The following is a 16,530-nucleotide window of genomic DNA, read 5'->3' as shown; positions in this document are numbered from 1 at the left end:
TTCTCCGTCTTTTTATTATGTTGTAGAAGTATTTAATAAGCGATTATATGCTTTATAAGCTGTGACAACTGCGATAAATGATCCAATTAAAAATAACGCTGAGCCGCCGAATGTAAATAACCGGCCGATGTATGCTTCTCTAGCTTCTTCTATTTCTTCTTGTAATTGTGTATTCATATTTATCACCCCGCAAAATATAGGCATTTAGTTGTAGTTTATGTAAAACGCCTAAAAAGTGTGAAGTGGTAAAAAAAACTCGGTATGCACCGAGTTTTTTTATAATCCGATATAAGGAGACGGATCAACTGCGTTTGTCTTACCAACATTCCATTCCCCAATATGAAGTTCGAAGTGTAAATGTTGTCCGTAAGATTGACCGGTATTTCCCATAAAGCCAAGCTGATCGCCTTGTTTTACAGTTTGTCCATTGGATACAGAGCGACTATTCATATGTGCATACACTGTCGTATATGTTTTTCCGTTAACACGGTGAGATAAGTAAACAACGTTTCCGTAACTAGAGGATAATTCTGAACGGATAACAACACCATCTGCAGCGGCAATAATTGGAACTGTTCCCGAAGCTGCGATATCGATTCCTTTATGGTTATCTAAAGAACGTGCGCCGAATCCAGAAGTTTTTGATCCAGCCGCTGGTTTAATAAATCCACCTTTGTTCGTATCTTGCGGTGTTGGTGCGGCTTGTGTGCTTTCTTTAGCAGAAGCAGCGGCTTGTTTTTTTGCTTCCTCAGCCTTGCGTGCCTCTTCCGCTTTCCGAGCTTCTTCCGCACGTTTTTCCTCTTCAATTGCTTTTTGAACAGCTTGACGCTGGTTTTCTAAAATACCTTGTGACTCTTCTAATCCTTCAATCTCGGAATCTACTTTTGATACTTTCGTATGTAGATCTTTAATAAGAGTTTGTTGCTGTTGTTGATTACTTACTAACTCTTGTTGTTTTTGCTCTAATTTTTGTTCAGATTCTTTCAGTTGTTGCTCTTTTTTCTCAACAGCCTCTTTTTCTGTCGTTACAGCATTTTGATCGTTTGTTTGCTTTTTCACAATATCGGTATCGTTATTTAAAATTAAACTTACAGAGTACATATTATCAACAAGATCGGCAATATTTGCAGAACTTGTTATTACTTCTGTAATGATACTCGTACGAGGCTTTTCTTGCATAGATTGTAGTCGTTGTTTAATAACTTCCTGTCGTGTATCTATGTTCGTTTGTAATTGCTCTATATGCTTCTTTTTTTCAGTAATAACTTGCTGTGTGTTGCTAATTTCTTTTTTTGTATCGTTTAATTCAGCTTCGTTTTTATTAATAGAAGTAGTTAATTCATCAATTTTCTTTTGTAATTCTTGGATTTCTTTTTCTATTTGTTCTTTCTCAGCTGATTTATTTTGTAAGTCATTTTGTTTGCCTTCTAATTCAGATTGAATATTAGATAATTTATTTTCATTCGTTTCAGCGTATACGGGTGAAAGTAACGGGGAAACGAAAATCGTTCCAGCTGCTAAAACACTAAACGCTGCAAATTTCTTTTTCATTGTTGTCTGGCTCCTTTCCCTATGAATGTTATATATCATAAGAAGAAGAGTGTCTATCGTTGTAATCATAATGTAAAGAGAATTTTATAATTTTGCTAAGTTTTGTCGGAATTTAGCATCTTTTCGTAGTGTTTGTCATAAAGTTAAAATTCTTGAATGTATAGAAAAAGGTATCAATTTCTATATTGTTTAAAAAAATCATGGAAAATGATGGAGTTTTCCATAATGAAACAGTACTTCAAAAACCTATCAATCACTAGTGAGGAATCGATTTCATGTGAGGTTTTCTGACATGAGGTTTATTTTTGTCAAGAAAATTATTTGCGTTCGGGCAAACTTATTTTGTTGTCAGATTTTAATTTTTGATTTATGATTTTTAACAGGGACAAAATGTAGTGAATTGTCGAATAATATGTAATACTCTTAATTTCAAGTTTTATAGACATAGAATGAGAGATAGAGTGACACATCGAAGAGGGGGTTACCACAAGTATGAAAAGAATAGGACTTGCATGGCAAATTTTAATAGGACTTGCGCTTGGTATTGCAGTTGGGGCTATTTTCTTTGGCAATCCAGAAGTGGTGAAGTACTTACAACCAATTGGTGATATTTTCATCCGATTAATTAAGATGATTGTTGTACCGATTGTTGTAGCGAGTATTGTTGTTGGGGTTGCTGGTGTTGGCGATGTTAAGAAGTTAGGCCGACTAGGCGGAAAAACAATTATTTACTTTGAAATTATTACAACGATTGCAATTGCTGTTGGTCTATTAATAGCAAACATTTTCCAACCTGGAAAAGGCGTTGATATGGATAAGTTAACAAAAACAGATATTTCTAAATATACACATACGACAGAGCAAGTACAAAGTCATTCGTTCGCGGATACGTTTGTAAATATTGTTCCGACGAACATTATGAAATCATTAGCTGAAGGTGATATGCTTGCTATTATCTTCTTCTCAGTATTATTTGGTTTAGGTGTAGCAGCAATTGGTGAGCGTGGCAAACCAGTTCTGCAATTTTTCCAAGGTGTAGCAGATGCAATGTTTTATGTAACGAACCAAGTTATGAAGTTTGCGCCATTTGGTGTATTCGCATTAATTGGTGTTACAGTTTCTACATTCGGATTAGCTTCATTAATTCCATTAGGGAAATTACTCATTGTAGTATACGGAGCAATGATATTCTTCGTTGTGGTCGTATTAGGACTTACAGCGAAAATATTCGGTATTAACATTTTCCAATTCTTTAAAATTTTAAAAGACGAGCTGATCTTAGCGTATTCTACAGCAAGTTCAGAAACGGTTTTACCGAAAATTATGGAGAAAATGGAGAAATTCGGTTGCCCGAAAGCAATTACATCTTTCGTTATTCCAACAGGTTATTCATTTAACTTAGATGGATCAACGTTATATCAAGCAATTGCGGCAATTTTCTTAGCGCAAATGTACGGTATTGAATTATCCATTACACAACAAATTACGTTATTACTTGTATTAATGGTTACATCAAAAGGTATCGCGGGTGTACCGGGCGTATCATTCGTTGTATTATTAGCAACACTTGGTACAGTAGGTATTCCAGCTGAAGGTTTAGCGTTTATTGCAGGTATTGACCGTATTCTAGATATGGCCCGTACGGCAGTTAACGTTGTAGGTAACTCTTTAGCGGCTGTAGTTATGTCTAAGTGGGAAGGTCAATATGACGCTGAAAAAGGACAAGCCTATTTAAAAGAGATATCTGAAAAGGGTCAAGCGGCTTAATTATGATTTGAAAAGCTCTCACATATTATGTGAGAGCTTTTCTGTATGTAGAAGAGGAGCGAAAGTTATGAAACGTAAGTACGGTGATGGTTCTACGTGGAAGCGATTAATAGAGAAGACATACACAGTAAAACGAGTTGAAGCAGGTATGTTAGGAATATTGGATATAAAAAAGGTGAGAGAGCCTAGTTATAAAGAATACAATAGTAAAGAGATTTGCATTGCAGGTGATGGGTATACATGGATGCAATATTTTATAAGCGACAAAAACTTTGCAATTACAGCTATGTTAGACAATCAAAAACAATTAGTGCAATATTATATCGATGTGACGAAAGAATTTAAAATTGACGATCGTGGTTTGCCTTATTTTGATGATTTATACTTAGATGTAGTATTGTTACCGAGCGGTGAGATTTATGTATTGGATGAAGATGAGTTAGAGGATGCCTATAATATAGGTGATGTTACTAAGGAAGAATATGAATTAGCATGGCGTATAACAAAATGGATTGTAGCAACGATAAAAAATGAAGAATTTTCTTGGATTTCAATATTAGATAAAGAAATCGAAAAGTTAAAATGATTGTTGTATTCAAATTTTTGCATAATTACCAAAAAAATCTATACAAAAAATAATTGACTTTTGTTTTGTAAGCGAGTAAAGTTAGGGAAGAAATTATTATTAAAAAATAAATATGAAACCTTCTTATAAAGAGAGGCGGAGGGACTGGCCCTACGATGCCTCGGCAGCGGACTCGATTTCAGAGTGCTGTGCCAAATCCAGCAAGCATGTGCTTGAAAGATGAGAAGAGCGTTTCTTATAGATGTATAAGACCTCTTCTCATTGGAAGAGGTCTTTTGTTATTCATTAGAAAAAGGTTGAAACTAGGGAGAGATGGTACTTTGAAAGAAACGAGAGGAAATGGTTTGGCTTTATTACCACTTGGGATATTTTTGGCGCTATTTATTGGTTCTGGAATTATTACAGGTGATTTCTATAAATTGCCGATACTTGTAGCAATTTCAATTGCTGTAGGGGTCGCTTTAGTGATGAATCGTAAAGAAAGCTTTAATGCGAAAGTAGAACGATTTGCTAAAGGTGCAGGAAATCCGGATATTATGATTATGGTATTAATTTTTGTACTTGCAGGGGCGTTTTCTGAAACAGCAAAAGGAATGGGCGGAGTTGATTCAACTGTTAATTTAGCGTTATCTATTTTGCCACCAGGATTTATCGTTGCTGGAATTTTTGTTATAGGGGCATTTATTTCATTAGCGATGGGAACTTCAATGGGAACAATTGCAGCACTAGCACCAATTGCTGTAGGGATTAGTGGGCAAACTGATATCTCAATTGCACTTGCGATGGCTACTGTTGTGGGCGGAGCGATGTTTGGTGATAATTTATCATTTATTTCAGATACAACAATTGCTGCTGTTCGTTCACAAGGAACAGAAATGAAAGATAAGTTTAAAACGAACTTTTTAATTGTATTGCCAGCTGCTATTATTACAATTGTACTATTAGTAATAATTACTTTAGGAAGTGATACACAAGTTAAAGCCCATAGTTTCGACTGGATAAAGATTTTACCGTATGCAGGAGTACTTATTACGGCGTTACTTGGTTGGAATGTACTTATTGTGTTAACTGGTGGAACTGTATTATCAGGTGTTATAGGGCTTATAGATGGAAGTTACACGTTAGAAAGTTTCTTTAAAAGTGTAACGACTGGCATGGGCAGTATGATGGAGCTAGTATTACTTGCTATATTAATCGGTGGTATGGTTGAACTGATCCAATATAATGGTGGTATTCAATATTTAATGAATCTTTTAACGCGTAATATTCGTTCGAAAAAAGGAGCAGAGTTCGGTATTGCTGGTTTAGTGAGTATGACGAATATGTGTACAGCGAATAATACGATTTCGATTATTTTTACGGGTCCTCTTGCGAAGAACATTGCGGATCAATATGAAATTGATCCACGTAAATCAGCGAGTGTACTAGATCTTTTCTCTTGCTGTATACAAGGGTTAATCCCATATGGTGCTCAAATGTTAACTGCGGCAGGATTTGCTGCGTTATCTCCGGTTGAATTGTTACCATATGCATTTTATCCGATCTTAGTTGGAGTATGTGGAATCATTTCTATATTAATTGGTTTCCCGAGATTTTCTAAAGTGGCGGAAAAAAAAGAGTATCATAAAACAGCATGATTAAATATGGATGTTATTCGTAGTAACAGAAGCCGTACAGAGAATATTCTCTGTACGGCTTTTTATGTGTGATAAAAGAGGGAATTATCCTATCCTACCTTCTGTTTTTACAAAAGGCTGAATTTAACTCAGTCTTAAGTCTGAGTTAAAAACGGTTCTTAAGCTCGTTATGAAAAAAAGAAAAAATAGTTAAGATAAGAGTATCAAATCGAAGGGAGGCAAGCACAAGATGAAACAATTTCTAGCGTTTATCGCGGCCGGTATTTTGGCTTTAATTGCTCTTGGTAGTCTTGCTGGTATTGTAGGATTCGCAATCGGAGCAGGAGTTGTGTACTGGAGCTATAAATCATTTGTGCGAGCACAATCATTTTTTGGAAAGTTAGCTTGGGGTATTGTTGGTTTAATCGGTTTGTCCATTGCACTTTCTCATTCCCCAGCATTAATCGGTATCGCAGCATTAGTAGTTTTATACTACGGATACCGTGAGTGGAAAAAAGAAAAAAACGTAGTTGTTGATTCTGCTCCAGAAAGTTCTAAACCATATAGCAACTTTGAAGATGAGTGGAACAAGTTAATGAAAAACTAATATAAAATAAATTAAATTATAAAGTAGAAGAGAGGAAGATTTATAATGAAACAATCTTTATTCGGACGTGTACGCGATGCAATTTTAGCTGATTTTCATAATGTGTTAGATGAGAAAGAAAGAAAAAATCCAATTGCTATGTTAAACCAATATTTACGCGATAGTGAGCGTGAAATAACAAAAATTGAGAAGTTAATTCAGCGTCATAAAACATTAAAATCTAACTTCGCTCGTGAGCTTGAGCAAGCACGCTATTTTGTTAACAAAAGATCAAAGCAAGCCATCATCGCTCAAGAAGCAGGCGAGTTACAACTGCATGAACGTGCATTAGAAGAAGTAGCGTATTATGAAGGGCAAGTAACTCGCTTAGAAGAAATGTATGCTGGTGTTGTAGAGCAAATTGATGAGTTAGAGCGTCGTCTTTCAGAAATGAAAAATAAATTAAAAGAAATGAACGCAAAACGTATGGAATTAATGGCGCGTGAAAATATGGCACATGCAAACCGTCGTATGAATACTGCTATGCATAAAATGGATGAAAATAATCCGTTCTTACGATTTGAAGAAATTGATGATTACATTCGTGACTTAGAGCTTCGTATAAATGAAGAGTATGAGCGTGATACATTTGATATGAAAATTGCAAAACTAGAGCGTGAGATGAAAGAGAAAAATGAAGTATCATTAACGAAAGAAGTAACAAAATAATTGTAGTATATAATAAAACAGGCTTATGATATAGTGATAGAAGAAAAGGTGTTGGAAAGCAATGCCTTTTCTTCTATGTATATGTGACAAAGAGGGAGGGGAGCTGAAATGAAGAAGCACTTTTCAAAAACACAATTAATGGGGATGCTCCTCCTCATATTTGGATTCGGTCTTTTTCTTGATATGATACTTGGACATTTTGAACCAGGTGGTCTAATATTTGCATTTATTATGATTATGTTTGGAAGGCATTACCGAAAGAAAAATCGTTATGTAAGAGGAAATGTATTTTTATTTGTCGGTGGTATTGTATTCTTATTCTTCTTATTTTCATCAGCAGCATTCGTACTTGTTGTATTTGCTTGTTTAGCTTTAATTGGTTATCAACTTATTCAACAAGGGCACCAGCAAAAAGCAATGAAAGTTGAAATTAAAGAAAAGGGATATATAGATGAAGAAAAACAAATATATCGTACAGAACCGTACATAAAAAATATGTTCGTAGGTAATGTACGAATGATGAATCATATTTATGAACTTGAGGATATTAACGTCCAATATGGCGCTTGTGATGTCGAGATTGATTTAACAACTGCGATGATTCCAGAGGGAGAAACGGTAATTGTTATTCGGGGAGTCGTTGGTAACATTCGTTTATATGTGCCATATGATATCGAACTGTCCTTAAATCATTCTGTTATTGTTGGGCGAGTGCTCTTGCCGGGACACGAAGAAACAGGATTTAACCGTAATGTTACGTTTAGAACAGAACAGTATAAAGAAGCTCCTCGCCGTATAAAAATTATTTCTTCGCTTGTCGTAGGTGATACGGAAGTGAGGAAAGTATAATGAAAAAACAAAAGAATATTTCGTGGATGTATATTCGTTATTCTATGTTGTCCTCTGTGAGTATCGCACTTATTTGTACAATTGTATATGTATGGAAAAGCGAACAACAAGTTTATGATTTACTATGGAAAGAATCCATTGCTTCTGTTCCAATTGGCTTGTTTATTATGAGTACTAGTCTTCTTATCGGAGGAATTGTAGGGTATGCAATCGGTTATTATATAGAGCAGCGTATACAAGGATTAAATACTTTTCTATTTGAAGTAGAGCGAGGGAATTTTCCGAGTGATGTTTCGTTTACTGCGGATGATGAATTTCATGAAGTGGAACGAAAAGTAATCGTTCTGGCTCGTCGATTAGAGGAGCAAGCGGGGCTATTTCAAAAAGTAACGAATGAACGAGCTCATTGGAATGAAGAGATGAGACAAGAAGCGATTTCCCAAGAGAGGCATCGATTGGCGAGGGAGCTGCATGATTCTGTAAGTCAGCAGCTTTTTGCAATGTCGATGATGATGTCAGCTATTAATGAACAAGTAGCTGAAATTCCAGACACGACGAAAAAACAGTTGCAGCTTGTTGAGAATATGGTTGTAAATGCACAATCAGAAATGAGAGCATTGCTCCTTCATTTACGCCCAGTGCAGTTAGAAGGTAAGAAACTAACAGAGGGTATAGAAGAATTATTAACAGAACTGTCTAGAAAGCAACATATGAAAATTGAATGGTTAGTTGAACCGATTCAATTAAAAAAAGGTGTAGAAGATCATTTATTCCGTATTGTACAAGAGGCGCTGTCTAATACTTTACGACATGCGAAGGCAAAGAAAACCGAAGTACGCCTTCGTAAAATTGATCAATATGCGATTTTGAAAATTATTGATGATGGTGTTGGTTTTAAGGTTGGGGTTAATAAGGCAGGTTCATACGGCTTAAGGTCAATGCAAGAGCGAGTTCATGAAATTGGTGGTACATTAAAAGTCCTTAGTTTTCCGAATAAAGGTACGCAAATAGAAGTGAAAGTACCGATTATGATTGAGAGAGGGGGAGAATCATGATAAAAGTATTACTAGTTGATGATCATGAAATGGTTCGAATGGGTGTATCAGCATATTTATCAACGCAGCCAGATATTGAAGTAGTTGGAGAAGCTGAAAATGGAAGAAAAGGTTCAGAGTTAGCCTTGCAGTTAAGACCGGATATTATTTTAATGGACCTTGTTATGGATGAGATGGACGGAGTTGAAGCGACACGCGCTATTATTCAAGAATGGCCAGAAGCGAAAATTGTAGTTGTAACGAGCTTTTTAGATGATGAAAAGTTATATCCTGTTATTGAGGCGGGAGCGACAAGTTATTTATTAAAAACATCAAGAGCGAGTGATATTGCAGACGCTGTACGAGCTACTTATGATGGGGAAACGGTATTAGAGCCGAAAGTTACTGGCAAAATGATGTCTCGTATGCGTCAGAAGAAAGAACAACCTTTGCATGAGGAGTTAACAGAAAGAGAGTCTGAAATTTTGTTATTAATTGCAGAGGGGAAAAGTAATCAAGAGATTGCAGATGAGTTGTTTATTGCCCTTAAAACAGTAAAGACACATGTGAGTAATATATTAAATAAGCTAAATGTAAGTGACCGGACACAGGCGGTTATTTATGCGTTTAGACACCAATTGACGAAATAAAAAGGAAGCTTTGACTATATATGGTCAAAGCTTTTGGTTGACGGTCAATTATGTAAGCGTTATTATCGAGGTGTTAACAGTACATACAAAGGGGAGAGAGTGTATGTTAGTTCAAACGATATTTGGAATGAATGAAACGAAAAAATTAGGTAACTATGTGAATGCGTTGCAAGCACTTTGTGAACAATATGATATTGAAGCAGATCGTATTGCAATTATTGAGGCAACAGAAGAATATTATTTATTTCTAGTAAAGCAAGAAGATTGCTATGATGTTGTAAAAGTAGAAACGGTGGATACGAATATTGATTACTATACGAAAGCTTATAAAGTAAGTAGCTTTAATCATACTTCTTATCAAATGTAAAAAACTCCCATTTCGTTAAAGGTATATAACTACAATTAAGTATTATAATTAAAAGCCTCTATCGAAAATTACTAAGTAACTTTCGATAGAGGCTCCTTTTATTTAGGTCACTCTATATTCATCAAAAAAATTGAATACTACTTTACGGGGTACCGCCAGCATTTCTAAAAAAAACCCGCTAAGAGTATGCAAGATTTTATACAACTTTTCGGATAATCTAGTAACAAACAAGAACCCTAAAACCGTGCTAGGATAGGAATGTATAAAAAAATGCATAGATCCATAGAACAAAAAAAGAAGGTTCCCTTGTGAGAGTAGGGGTTCCCCCCTTTTCCTTGCTACCAATAATGAGACGTTATGTCAACCTAACATGTATAGGATATACACTCTTCCTTATTCAACTAAATGGCAGTTTAGTTCAACAAGAAACAGGAATGTTTTTGTTTTTTGTTGAATTTAAGAATTCAAAGATAAAAATTTGAGGTGGATATTGTGTCGCAAGTTGCACTTTTAACGGTCACTCACGACCCCAAGGGAATAAACATTGAGCTTTTTCAACAATTACAAGAGGACCTTGAGGGTATTTATGGGGAACTTTTCATTACCATTAGCGATTTGTCGTCAATTGAATTAGTTAAAGAGATGGAAAGAAGTCAATTTAATGTGAAGATAATTCCAAAGAAGGGAGCGGCTCAGGCACGAAGAGAAGTTGTGAAATTTGGTCTTACAGGTCAATGCCAGTATTTTCATTATTGTGACTTTGACCGTTTGTTAACTTGGAGTAAGAATCATTTAGATGAATTAAAGAATATGGTGTCAGATATGCCGAATTACGATTACCTTATTTTAGGACGTACTGAACGTGCAATGAACACACACCCATTGGAATGGATTGAAACGGAAAAGATAACAAACAAAATCTGTTCTTTAGAGCTAGGTAAGGAAGTTGATATAACAGCAGGTTCTTGTTCTTTTTCAAGGGAATGTGCGAATAATATCAATAATTTTTCGAAAGAAAAGATGACAGATGCAGAGTGGGTAATGATAATTCATAGAATTGCTAAGTTGAATGTGGAGTACGCTCAAGTTGAAGGGTTAGAGTACCACGAAGATACTAACGGAATTATGAGGATTATAAGTGATTCTGAAAAGTGGTTAGGAAGGCTTCAACTTAGTTTAATTATTAGTGAAACCGCATTTAAAATAGGTAAATAAATGCTTTTTAATGTGAGTTTGTGAAAAAATATACTTAAACAAACGGGTGCTTTAATTGAGCAAGAAACTAAAAACTTTTAACTTCCGCTTTCGATAATTATGTAAATAAGCTGTCCATATGGGCAGCTTATTGTATTTTTTTTGCTTAGCGTGTTTTTCTTCTAAAATGCTGGCGGTACCCCATGCCCATCAAGCTAAAATTTTATAGTACCCCCAGAACGAAATTTTGTACTAACTTGTAACAAAATGCTCATTTTTTCGTTTTGAGGTATTTGCATTTCTTAGCTTGATGGTGATGGGGTGGTACCCCTACTAGAAAAATTGTCTCCGTGTGAACGTGAAGAACTTGAAAAATTTAAAAAAGAAGCAATGGAAGAACCACCGGATTTCTTTGAATATATTCAGTCTACCGAAAAAGATAATAAATGATACATAATACCTCCAACAGAATATTTATCAAATTGATAACATATGTATGTATTCCTTTCGATTTTTACAGAAATTGTAATAATATAAGTATATGCATATAGAAGGGGAGGCATAGATTCTATGAAAAATGTTAAGTTTTATGGGTTAATTCTAGCATTCATCTTGCTACTGGCAGCTTGTAGTAGTAATTCCTTTGAAGGTTATACATCAAAAGCTGATAAGAACATTAAGGATAAAAAGTATAGCGAAGCTATAAAGAATTATCAAGAGGCTTTGAAGTTGAAGGATGATAAGAAGATTAGAAGTAAGTTAGAACAAACCGAACATTTAAAGAAAGCGCAAGATGCTTTTGATAAACATGAAATCGGGAAAGCTATGAATAATGTTCAAAAGGCAAAAAGTGATGAAAATAAAGAATTAACAAAGCAAGCCAATGCATTGCAAGGTGAGATTCAACAAGAATTTTTAGCTACATTTAATAAGTTGAACATGAATGATATTACTGGCGATGTAAAAGAAGCTCGTAAATCTTTAGATGATCTTAAGGCTTGGATACAACAATCTGACCTATTAAAATCTCAAAAGGATTTTGTTGATACGTTACCTGAAAAAGAAGCAAGTATCTCTAAACTAGAGGAAAGTAAAAAATAAAGAAAAGAGGTTGCCCAAAGGTAACTATTCAGCGACTTTTGGGACAACCTCTTCTTTTCATTGTATACTTTCAAGAAAATTTAGAATAAAATAAAAATATAGTCATCTACCTATTATTCACTAATGAAAAGAAAAGGGGGTAGCGAAATGCAACTGAAGTATGGGAAGCACATTAATATATTATCTATTGTTCTAACTTTGTTCTCTTTTTTAGCAATTGTAAGTTTCTCTACCTGGTTGAGTGGATATTCAATTCCCAACCTTTCTACAATGGTTAAGGTAACAATGTGGAGTGCATTTATTCTTGGAATTATAGGGTTTAGACAAGAGAAAAGCGCACTAGCGATTATAATTATGGGAATATGTGCCTTTGGTCTAGTCGTTCTATATACTTATGCGGTTATAAGTTTTCTTGAGCATTAAACACCATGAAAAAGAAACGAACATTTTTGTTCGTTTCTTTTTTTTGTGATGATTATTATAAAATAGCCTCTTCTAATGATTGAGTGCTGAATCCAAGAATTGATTTTTGAGTGTTATTTTCATGATCCTTTACAATGATATATGGAACGCCCTGTACGTTAAAGGAATTATACTTTTCTTTTCCTTCTGGGGTATTAGGGGTACCACCCCATACCCATCAAGCTAAGATTTTAAAGTACCCCCTAAACTGAAAATTTGTGTTTTTCATCGCACTTGTACGCATAACACTGCGATAAACAACAGGATTATCTTTTATTTTCCCACTAGCTTTAAGCCATAGAAATAACGAACTTACTCTATCAATTATTGCGTTGATAGTTGTAGTTTTGATGTCATTATCCTCATACTCATCCTCAAAATCAAAATTAAACAACTCTACATTTTCATAAAATCTATAAGGGTTCTTGAGCCATAGTTTAAAGTCTGTTAATATCTGTGGTCTCCCATCTAAATCTAAAATGTCTAACCGTTTAATTTTTAAAAATACAATGAAGTACCAGAGTTGATAGCAGTACGTTTGAACAGTCTTAGGTGCTACTTGTTGTACTGCTCTTGCTTGTATCACATTGAGGTAGTCTTTTACAAATGATATGAAATTAAGGTCTTCATCCATTAAATAATACATAACCCCATTGTCTGTTATAGCTTTTCTTACAGATATCATTTCACGCCATTTATCTATTGGTGTTTGTTTTATCTTAGAAATATGTATCACAACCTTTTACTAAGCTAAGCATTCATTTTTAGGCAAGGTCCTCGAATTGAGGCTATACCCTCCTCTAAAAGAAAGAATATTCATTCTAGAATCAACATTCTAATAATAACACGTATTAACCTATATTACTATGTATCACTAATCTGTACGTATACATAAAAAAAGGACAGTAGGAACATCGTTCCTTACTATCCTTACTCATATATATAATATATCTTTAACGAAATGGGAGTTTTTTTATGATGCTTTCGATTCAGGTGAATGGTCCGTTAATGGTACTGCTTTTGCACCACTTAATTTTGCGATAACAAAACCGATAATAGCCCCAACTAATGCTGGCACTAACCAGCCAATTCCTTCATTATATAATGGAATAAACTCGAAATAAGATGTGATAGATGAAACAGGAATATTCCCTTGTTTTAATCCGTCAAAAACGCTAACAACTGCTGTTCCGATTAAAGCACATACATAAACAGATCGATAGCCACCGAAATATTTATGAAGTAATGATAATAACACGAGTACAATTGCAACTGGATATACAACAAGTAAAATAGGAACAGAGATTGCGATAATTTTTGTTAAACCTAAATTGGCAACTAATAATCCTAACAAGCAAATGACGCTTGCTAACGTTTTGTATGAAAATTTTGTCAATAAAGTTGAGAAGTATTGACTGCATGCAGATACAAGTCCAACGCATGTTGTTAAGCAAGCGAGTGTAACGATAAGAGATAACAGAATTAGACCATATGGACCGAATAATTGTTGTACGATAACGGTAAGTAGCTGTCCTCCATTGTTTGCGTATCCAAGAGAGACACTAGTTGTACCGAGCCAGCCAAGTGCACCATATACAAGTACGAGGCCAGTAGCGGCAATAAGTCCTGCTTTTGCTGTTGCGATGGCAATTGATTTACGGTCATTCACACCTTTTGAGCGAATTGCATTTACAACGATAATCCCAAATGCAAGTGCTGAAATGGTATCCATCGTTAAGTATCCTTCCATAAAACCTTTGAAAATTGGAGAAGTTTGATACTCTTGCATGGCTGGTCCAGATTGCCCGAGGGGTGTAAATACACTCTTAACGAATAATAAGAAAATAGAGAGTAATAAAATAGGTGTTAATACACTTCCGATACGATCGACGAGCTTAGAAGGGTTTAAACTAAGCCAAAATACGATAGCAAAGAAGATGACTGTGTATAAAAATAGCGCTAGGCTGCTAGAGCGAATAGATTCTGGTAAGAAAGAACTAACTCCCATTTCATAAGCGACATTAGCGACACGCGGAATGCCCATAGATGGACCAATTGCAATGTATACAATTACCGTAAAGAATATTCCGAATGATGGGTGAACATGACTCGCAAGTTGCTGCATGCCATTTCCTGATAGAGAGATGGCGATTACAGTAAGTAGCGGTAAGCCGACTCCTGTTAGTAAAAACCCAATCATCGCTGGCCAAAAGTTTTCACCAGCATTTTGTCCAAGCATTGGAGGGAAAATTAAATTTCCTGCCCCAAAAAATAAAGAAAATAGCATAAGGCCTGTGAAAAAAACGTGCTTTTTTGATACAGTGTTCATTGTTTTTCCTCCTTTTTTGTAAATTCATTGTTAGAACACAAAAAACTCGCCCCTTAAGAAAGGGACGAGTTATATTTACCCGCGATACCACCCTAATTTATACATGTAGAAATATATCTATATGTATACGGCTTTACAACGTACAACATGATACGTGTTCCTTGTAACGGGGGACGACCGGTAAGAACTTACTTCAGCATTCGGTTCTACTTCTCGGAGATGATTTTCGGTTACGAACTGAGCATTGGCTTTCAGCAAAATACCAACTCTCTGGGGAACAGCCCTATAACGTACTCGTTCTCGTCAATGAATTTTTATTCAAGTATTCTGACAACATTTTCACATGTTTTTTTCAGAAAGTCAACATATTTTTTGGGAAATACACTTTCCTGTAGAAATATAGCTGAGAATATAAGGATTAATGCTGTTTGTAAAAATGCTGTAAAACATTATAGAGAATTGTAAAGTTTATGGAGAAAATCGATATTTAGAGGAGTAAAGAAGGTATTGTTAGAATTTACAGAGAATAATACAACAATCCACTTGTTGGAAAGAACAAACCAAAAGAGGTGACTGAAATGCTTGCGATGGGAGTATTATTTGGCATTATTGCTATAATTGGTTTTATGTGGTTATATTATTCGCGTTCGTTTAAACAAGCAGAAGTTTTACTCTTTCAAAAAGGTAGTTTGTTGACAAATCAGTCTAGATATTTAGTATGTCCGAAGTGTGGAAGTGCACAGGCCAGGAGTGGAGGATATCAAGAGTGTTGTAAAATTAGATTATGAAAGAAGGAAGCCTCACATTATTTTGTGAGGCTTCCTTCCTTACAATTTCATGGCGCTCCAAATGGTCCAACGATCTCTTTCGATAATAGGAGAGACGTTTTGTAATGCTGTTTGGATATGATGTAGAAGTTGAGAAAGTTCATGATCTGTTAATTCATATAGAATGGATCGTCCGGTTCGAGGAGATAAATCTTGCAGCAATGCTTCTACAGAATCATGTGTTTTTCGTACTTCCCATTGTGTTTGAATGGGGAAAACTTGAAGAGAATATTTTTGTAATTCTTGCTGTATAGTAGTGGTTTTTGGTCTTCTTTTTGATTCTATTTCAATGAGTTTTGGAAATACAGAGAAAAAGTATCCACGAATGTGTTCAGGACTTCCTGGAATTGTACAATCTTCAATAGTTCGGTCTTGTAAAATAAGTATACCGTCTTTTTTTAATATGCGAGAAGCCTCTCGGATAAATATAGGAATATCTTGTAAGTGATGAATGACGGCACGCGAAATGATAAGGTCGAATGTTTCGTTAGGGTATGGAATGTTGTGCGCATCACCGTGAATGAATGAAATGTTTGGGAAGCCGTTACAATTTTCTTTTGCAGCTTGTAATATTTCTTTTGAAAAATCAAGTCCAACAACACTTTTGGCTCCCATAAGAGCAAGTTCTTTCGTATAAATGCCGCCACCACAACCTATATCAATTACTTGTTTATTTTGCACATCTGCAATATTGTTTATTGTTTCCTGCCATGAAATATGTGCGTTACGACTTGCATACGTATACCTATTATTTGCATCATGAAAATTAATGGACATTATAAAATCCTCCCTTCATTGTATAGTATAGCTCATTCTATATAATGTAACGTTTTTGTTTCATGTATGAGGATTATAAGAATTTCTTATTGGAAAAGGAGAATC

General features: G+C 35.1%; 19 protein-coding genes, 1 riboswitch and 1 other annotated feature. Of the genes, 14 read left to right on the top strand and 5 right to left on the bottom strand.

Annotation, left to right across the window (positions count from 1 at the left end; translation table 11 throughout):
• Nucleotides 1–15: 15 nt before the first annotated feature.
• Together JDS80_RS06100 and JDS80_RS06095 are read right to left on the bottom strand one after the other, a co-directional pair.
• Complete coding sequence (locus JDS80_RS06100) at nt 16–177, bottom strand: hypothetical protein (protein WP_164881575.1); 162 nt, start codon at nt 175–177, stop codon at nt 16–18.
• A gap of 99 nt (nt 178–276) precedes the next feature.
• On the bottom strand, nt 277–1,551 hold the full coding sequence (locus JDS80_RS06095; protein ID WP_071744846.1) for a murein hydrolase activator EnvC family protein: 1,275 nt from the start codon (nt 1,549–1,551) through the stop codon (nt 277–279).
• 492 nt (nt 1,552–2,043) lie between these two features.
• Between JDS80_RS06095 and gltP the strand changes: the two genes are divergently transcribed.
• From gltP to JDS80_RS06030, 13 genes are all read left to right on the top strand, one after another.
• Nucleotides 2,044–3,318, top strand: a complete 1,275-nt coding sequence (gltP, locus tag JDS80_RS06090; RefSeq protein WP_071744847.1) for a glutamate/aspartate:proton symporter GltP — start codon at nt 2,044–2,046, stop codon at nt 3,316–3,318.
• Nucleotides 3,319–3,385: 67 nt separating this feature from the next.
• Nucleotides 3,386–3,904 (top strand): ribonuclease FAU-1 family protein, encoded by a 519-nt coding sequence (locus JDS80_RS06085; protein ID WP_199637459.1) that lies wholly within the window; start codon nt 3,386–3,388, stop codon nt 3,902–3,904.
• Nucleotides 3,905–4,024: 120 nt separating this feature from the next.
• A riboswitch (SAM riboswitch) is annotated at nt 4,025–4,130 on the top strand.
• A gap of 94 nt (nt 4,131–4,224) precedes the next feature.
• Nucleotides 4,225–5,541 carry a Na+/H+ antiporter NhaC family protein gene (locus JDS80_RS06080; protein ID WP_071744849.1) on the top strand — a complete coding sequence of 439 codons (1,317 nt, stop codon included), beginning with the start codon at nt 4,225–4,227 and terminating at the stop codon, nt 5,539–5,541.
• A gap of 229 nt (nt 5,542–5,770) precedes the next feature.
• On the top strand, nt 5,771–6,127 hold the full coding sequence (locus tag JDS80_RS06075) for a lmo0954 family membrane protein (RefSeq protein WP_048370510.1): 357 nt from the start codon (nt 5,771–5,773) through the stop codon (nt 6,125–6,127).
• Nucleotides 6,128–6,172: 45 nt separating this feature from the next.
• Nucleotides 6,173–6,835 (top strand): PspA/IM30 family protein, encoded by a 663-nt coding sequence (locus JDS80_RS06070; protein WP_199637457.1) that lies wholly within the window; start codon nt 6,173–6,175, stop codon nt 6,833–6,835.
• Between the two features lie 108 nt (nt 6,836–6,943).
• On the top strand, nt 6,944–7,684 hold the full coding sequence (liaF, locus tag JDS80_RS06065) for a cell wall-active antibiotics response protein LiaF (protein ID WP_199637455.1): 741 nt from the start codon (nt 6,944–6,946) through the stop codon (nt 7,682–7,684).
• Nucleotides 7,684–8,739, top strand: coding sequence for a sensor histidine kinase (locus tag JDS80_RS06060; RefSeq protein WP_071744851.1), 1,056 nt, complete (start codon nt 7,684–7,686; stop codon nt 8,737–8,739). Before liaF ends, JDS80_RS06060 begins: the two co-directional genes overlap by 1 nt.
• Nucleotides 8,736–9,368 carry a response regulator gene (locus JDS80_RS06055; protein WP_000598709.1) on the top strand — a complete coding sequence of 211 codons (633 nt, stop codon included), beginning with the start codon at nt 8,736–8,738 and terminating at the stop codon, nt 9,366–9,368. Before JDS80_RS06060 ends, JDS80_RS06055 begins: the two co-directional genes overlap by 4 nt.
• A 10-nt stretch (nt 9,369–9,378) precedes the next feature.
• On the top strand, nt 9,379–9,735 hold the full coding sequence (locus JDS80_RS06050; protein WP_199637454.1) for a DUF3992 domain-containing protein: 357 nt from the start codon (nt 9,379–9,381) through the stop codon (nt 9,733–9,735).
• A gap of 492 nt (nt 9,736–10,227) precedes the next feature.
• On the top strand, nt 10,228–10,950 hold the full coding sequence (locus JDS80_RS06045; protein ID WP_199637452.1) for a hypothetical protein: 723 nt from the start codon (nt 10,228–10,230) through the stop codon (nt 10,948–10,950).
• A 300-nt stretch (nt 10,951–11,250) separates the two neighbouring features.
• Nucleotides 11,251–11,379: a hypothetical protein gene (locus JDS80_RS31930; protein ID WP_274605830.1), complete on the top strand. Its 129-nt coding sequence runs from the start codon at nt 11,251–11,253 to the stop codon at nt 11,377–11,379.
• Between the two features lie 120 nt (nt 11,380–11,499).
• Nucleotides 11,500–12,030 (top strand): hypothetical protein, encoded by a 531-nt coding sequence (locus JDS80_RS31360; RefSeq protein WP_242477345.1) that lies wholly within the window; start codon nt 11,500–11,502, stop codon nt 12,028–12,030.
• A 147-nt stretch (nt 12,031–12,177) separates the two neighbouring features.
• The gene (locus tag JDS80_RS06030; protein ID WP_199637450.1) at nt 12,178–12,453 is read left to right on the top strand and encodes a hypothetical protein; all 276 of its coding nucleotides are present in this window, start codon (nt 12,178–12,180) and stop codon (nt 12,451–12,453) included.
• Between the two features lie 217 nt (nt 12,454–12,670).
• On the opposite strand, the gene JDS80_RS06025 is transcribed toward JDS80_RS06030, so the two are convergent.
• Together JDS80_RS06025 and brnQ3 are read right to left on the bottom strand one after the other, a co-directional pair.
• Nucleotides 12,671–13,177 carry a hypothetical protein gene (locus JDS80_RS06025; protein WP_242477344.1) on the bottom strand — a complete coding sequence of 169 codons (507 nt, stop codon included), beginning with the start codon at nt 13,175–13,177 and terminating at the stop codon, nt 12,671–12,673.
• Nucleotides 13,178–13,465: 288 nt separating this feature from the next.
• Nucleotides 13,466–14,821, bottom strand: a complete 1,356-nt coding sequence (gene brnQ3, locus JDS80_RS06020) for a branched-chain amino acid transport system II carrier protein BrnQ3 (RefSeq protein ID WP_199637449.1) — start codon at nt 14,819–14,821, stop codon at nt 13,466–13,468.
• Nucleotides 14,822–14,878: 57 nt separating this feature from the next.
• Nucleotides 14,879–15,137 (bottom strand) — a binding site (T-box leader).
• A 262-nt stretch (nt 15,138–15,399) separates the two neighbouring features.
• On the opposite strand from brnQ3, the gene JDS80_RS06015 reads away from it, so the two are divergent.
• On the top strand, nt 15,400–15,609 hold the full coding sequence (locus JDS80_RS06015) for a hypothetical protein (protein WP_000880630.1): 210 nt from the start codon (nt 15,400–15,402) through the stop codon (nt 15,607–15,609).
• Between the two features lie 39 nt (nt 15,610–15,648).
• Here JDS80_RS06015 and JDS80_RS06010 read toward each other — a convergent pair whose 3' ends face one another.
• A complete protein-coding gene (locus JDS80_RS06010; RefSeq protein ID WP_199637447.1) occupies nt 15,649–16,425 on the bottom strand; it encodes a class I SAM-dependent methyltransferase in 777 nt (258 codons plus the stop codon).
• Nucleotides 16,426–16,530 lie beyond the last annotated feature (105 nt).

The organism is Bacillus cereus group sp. N8 (assembly GCF_016483685.1).
Lineage (GTDB): Bacteria > Bacillota > Bacilli > Bacillales > Bacillaceae_G > Bacillus_A > Bacillus_A proteolyticus.
Note: the sequence above shows the minus strand (reverse complement) of the source record. Positions and strands in the feature narration are given on the sequence as shown.

Bases quoted from the DNA above. Each gene is read 5' to 3' on its own strand.
- JDS80_RS06095 (WP_071744846.1), bottom strand. From the start codon at position 1,551: ATGAAAAAGAAATTTGCAGCGTTTAGTGTTTTAGCAGCTGGAACGATT.
- JDS80_RS06010 (WP_199637447.1), bottom strand. From the start codon at position 16,425: ATGTCCATTAATTTTCATGATGCAAATAATAGGTATACGTATGCAAGT.
- JDS80_RS06055 (WP_000598709.1), top strand. From the start codon at position 8,736: ATGATAAAAGTATTACTAGTTGATGATCATGAAATGGTTCGAATGGGT.
- JDS80_RS06085 (WP_199637459.1), top strand. From the start codon at position 3,386: ATGAAACGTAAGTACGGTGATGGTTCTACGTGGAAGCGATTAATAGAG.
- brnQ3 (WP_199637449.1), bottom strand. From the start codon at position 14,821: ATGAACACTGTATCAAAAAAGCACGTTTTTTTCACAGGCCTTATGCTA.
- JDS80_RS06015 (WP_000880630.1), top strand. From the start codon at position 15,400: ATGCTTGCGATGGGAGTATTATTTGGCATTATTGCTATAATTGGTTTT.
- JDS80_RS31360 (WP_242477345.1), top strand. From the start codon at position 11,500: ATGAAAAATGTTAAGTTTTATGGGTTAATTCTAGCATTCATCTTGCTA.
- JDS80_RS06100 (WP_164881575.1), bottom strand. From the start codon at position 177: ATGAATACACAATTACAAGAAGAAATAGAAGAAGCTAGAGAAGCATAC.
- JDS80_RS06030 (WP_199637450.1), top strand. From the start codon at position 12,178: ATGCAACTGAAGTATGGGAAGCACATTAATATATTATCTATTGTTCTA.
- JDS80_RS06070 (WP_199637457.1), top strand. From the start codon at position 6,173: ATGAAACAATCTTTATTCGGACGTGTACGCGATGCAATTTTAGCTGAT.
- gltP (WP_071744847.1), top strand. From the start codon at position 2,044: ATGAAAAGAATAGGACTTGCATGGCAAATTTTAATAGGACTTGCGCTT.
- JDS80_RS06060 (WP_071744851.1), top strand. From the start codon at position 7,684: ATGAAAAAACAAAAGAATATTTCGTGGATGTATATTCGTTATTCTATG.
- liaF (WP_199637455.1), top strand. From the start codon at position 6,944: ATGAAGAAGCACTTTTCAAAAACACAATTAATGGGGATGCTCCTCCTC.
- JDS80_RS06025 (WP_242477344.1), bottom strand. From the start codon at position 13,177: ATGATATCTGTAAGAAAAGCTATAACAGACAATGGGGTTATGTATTAT.
- JDS80_RS06075 (WP_048370510.1), top strand. From the start codon at position 5,771: ATGAAACAATTTCTAGCGTTTATCGCGGCCGGTATTTTGGCTTTAATT.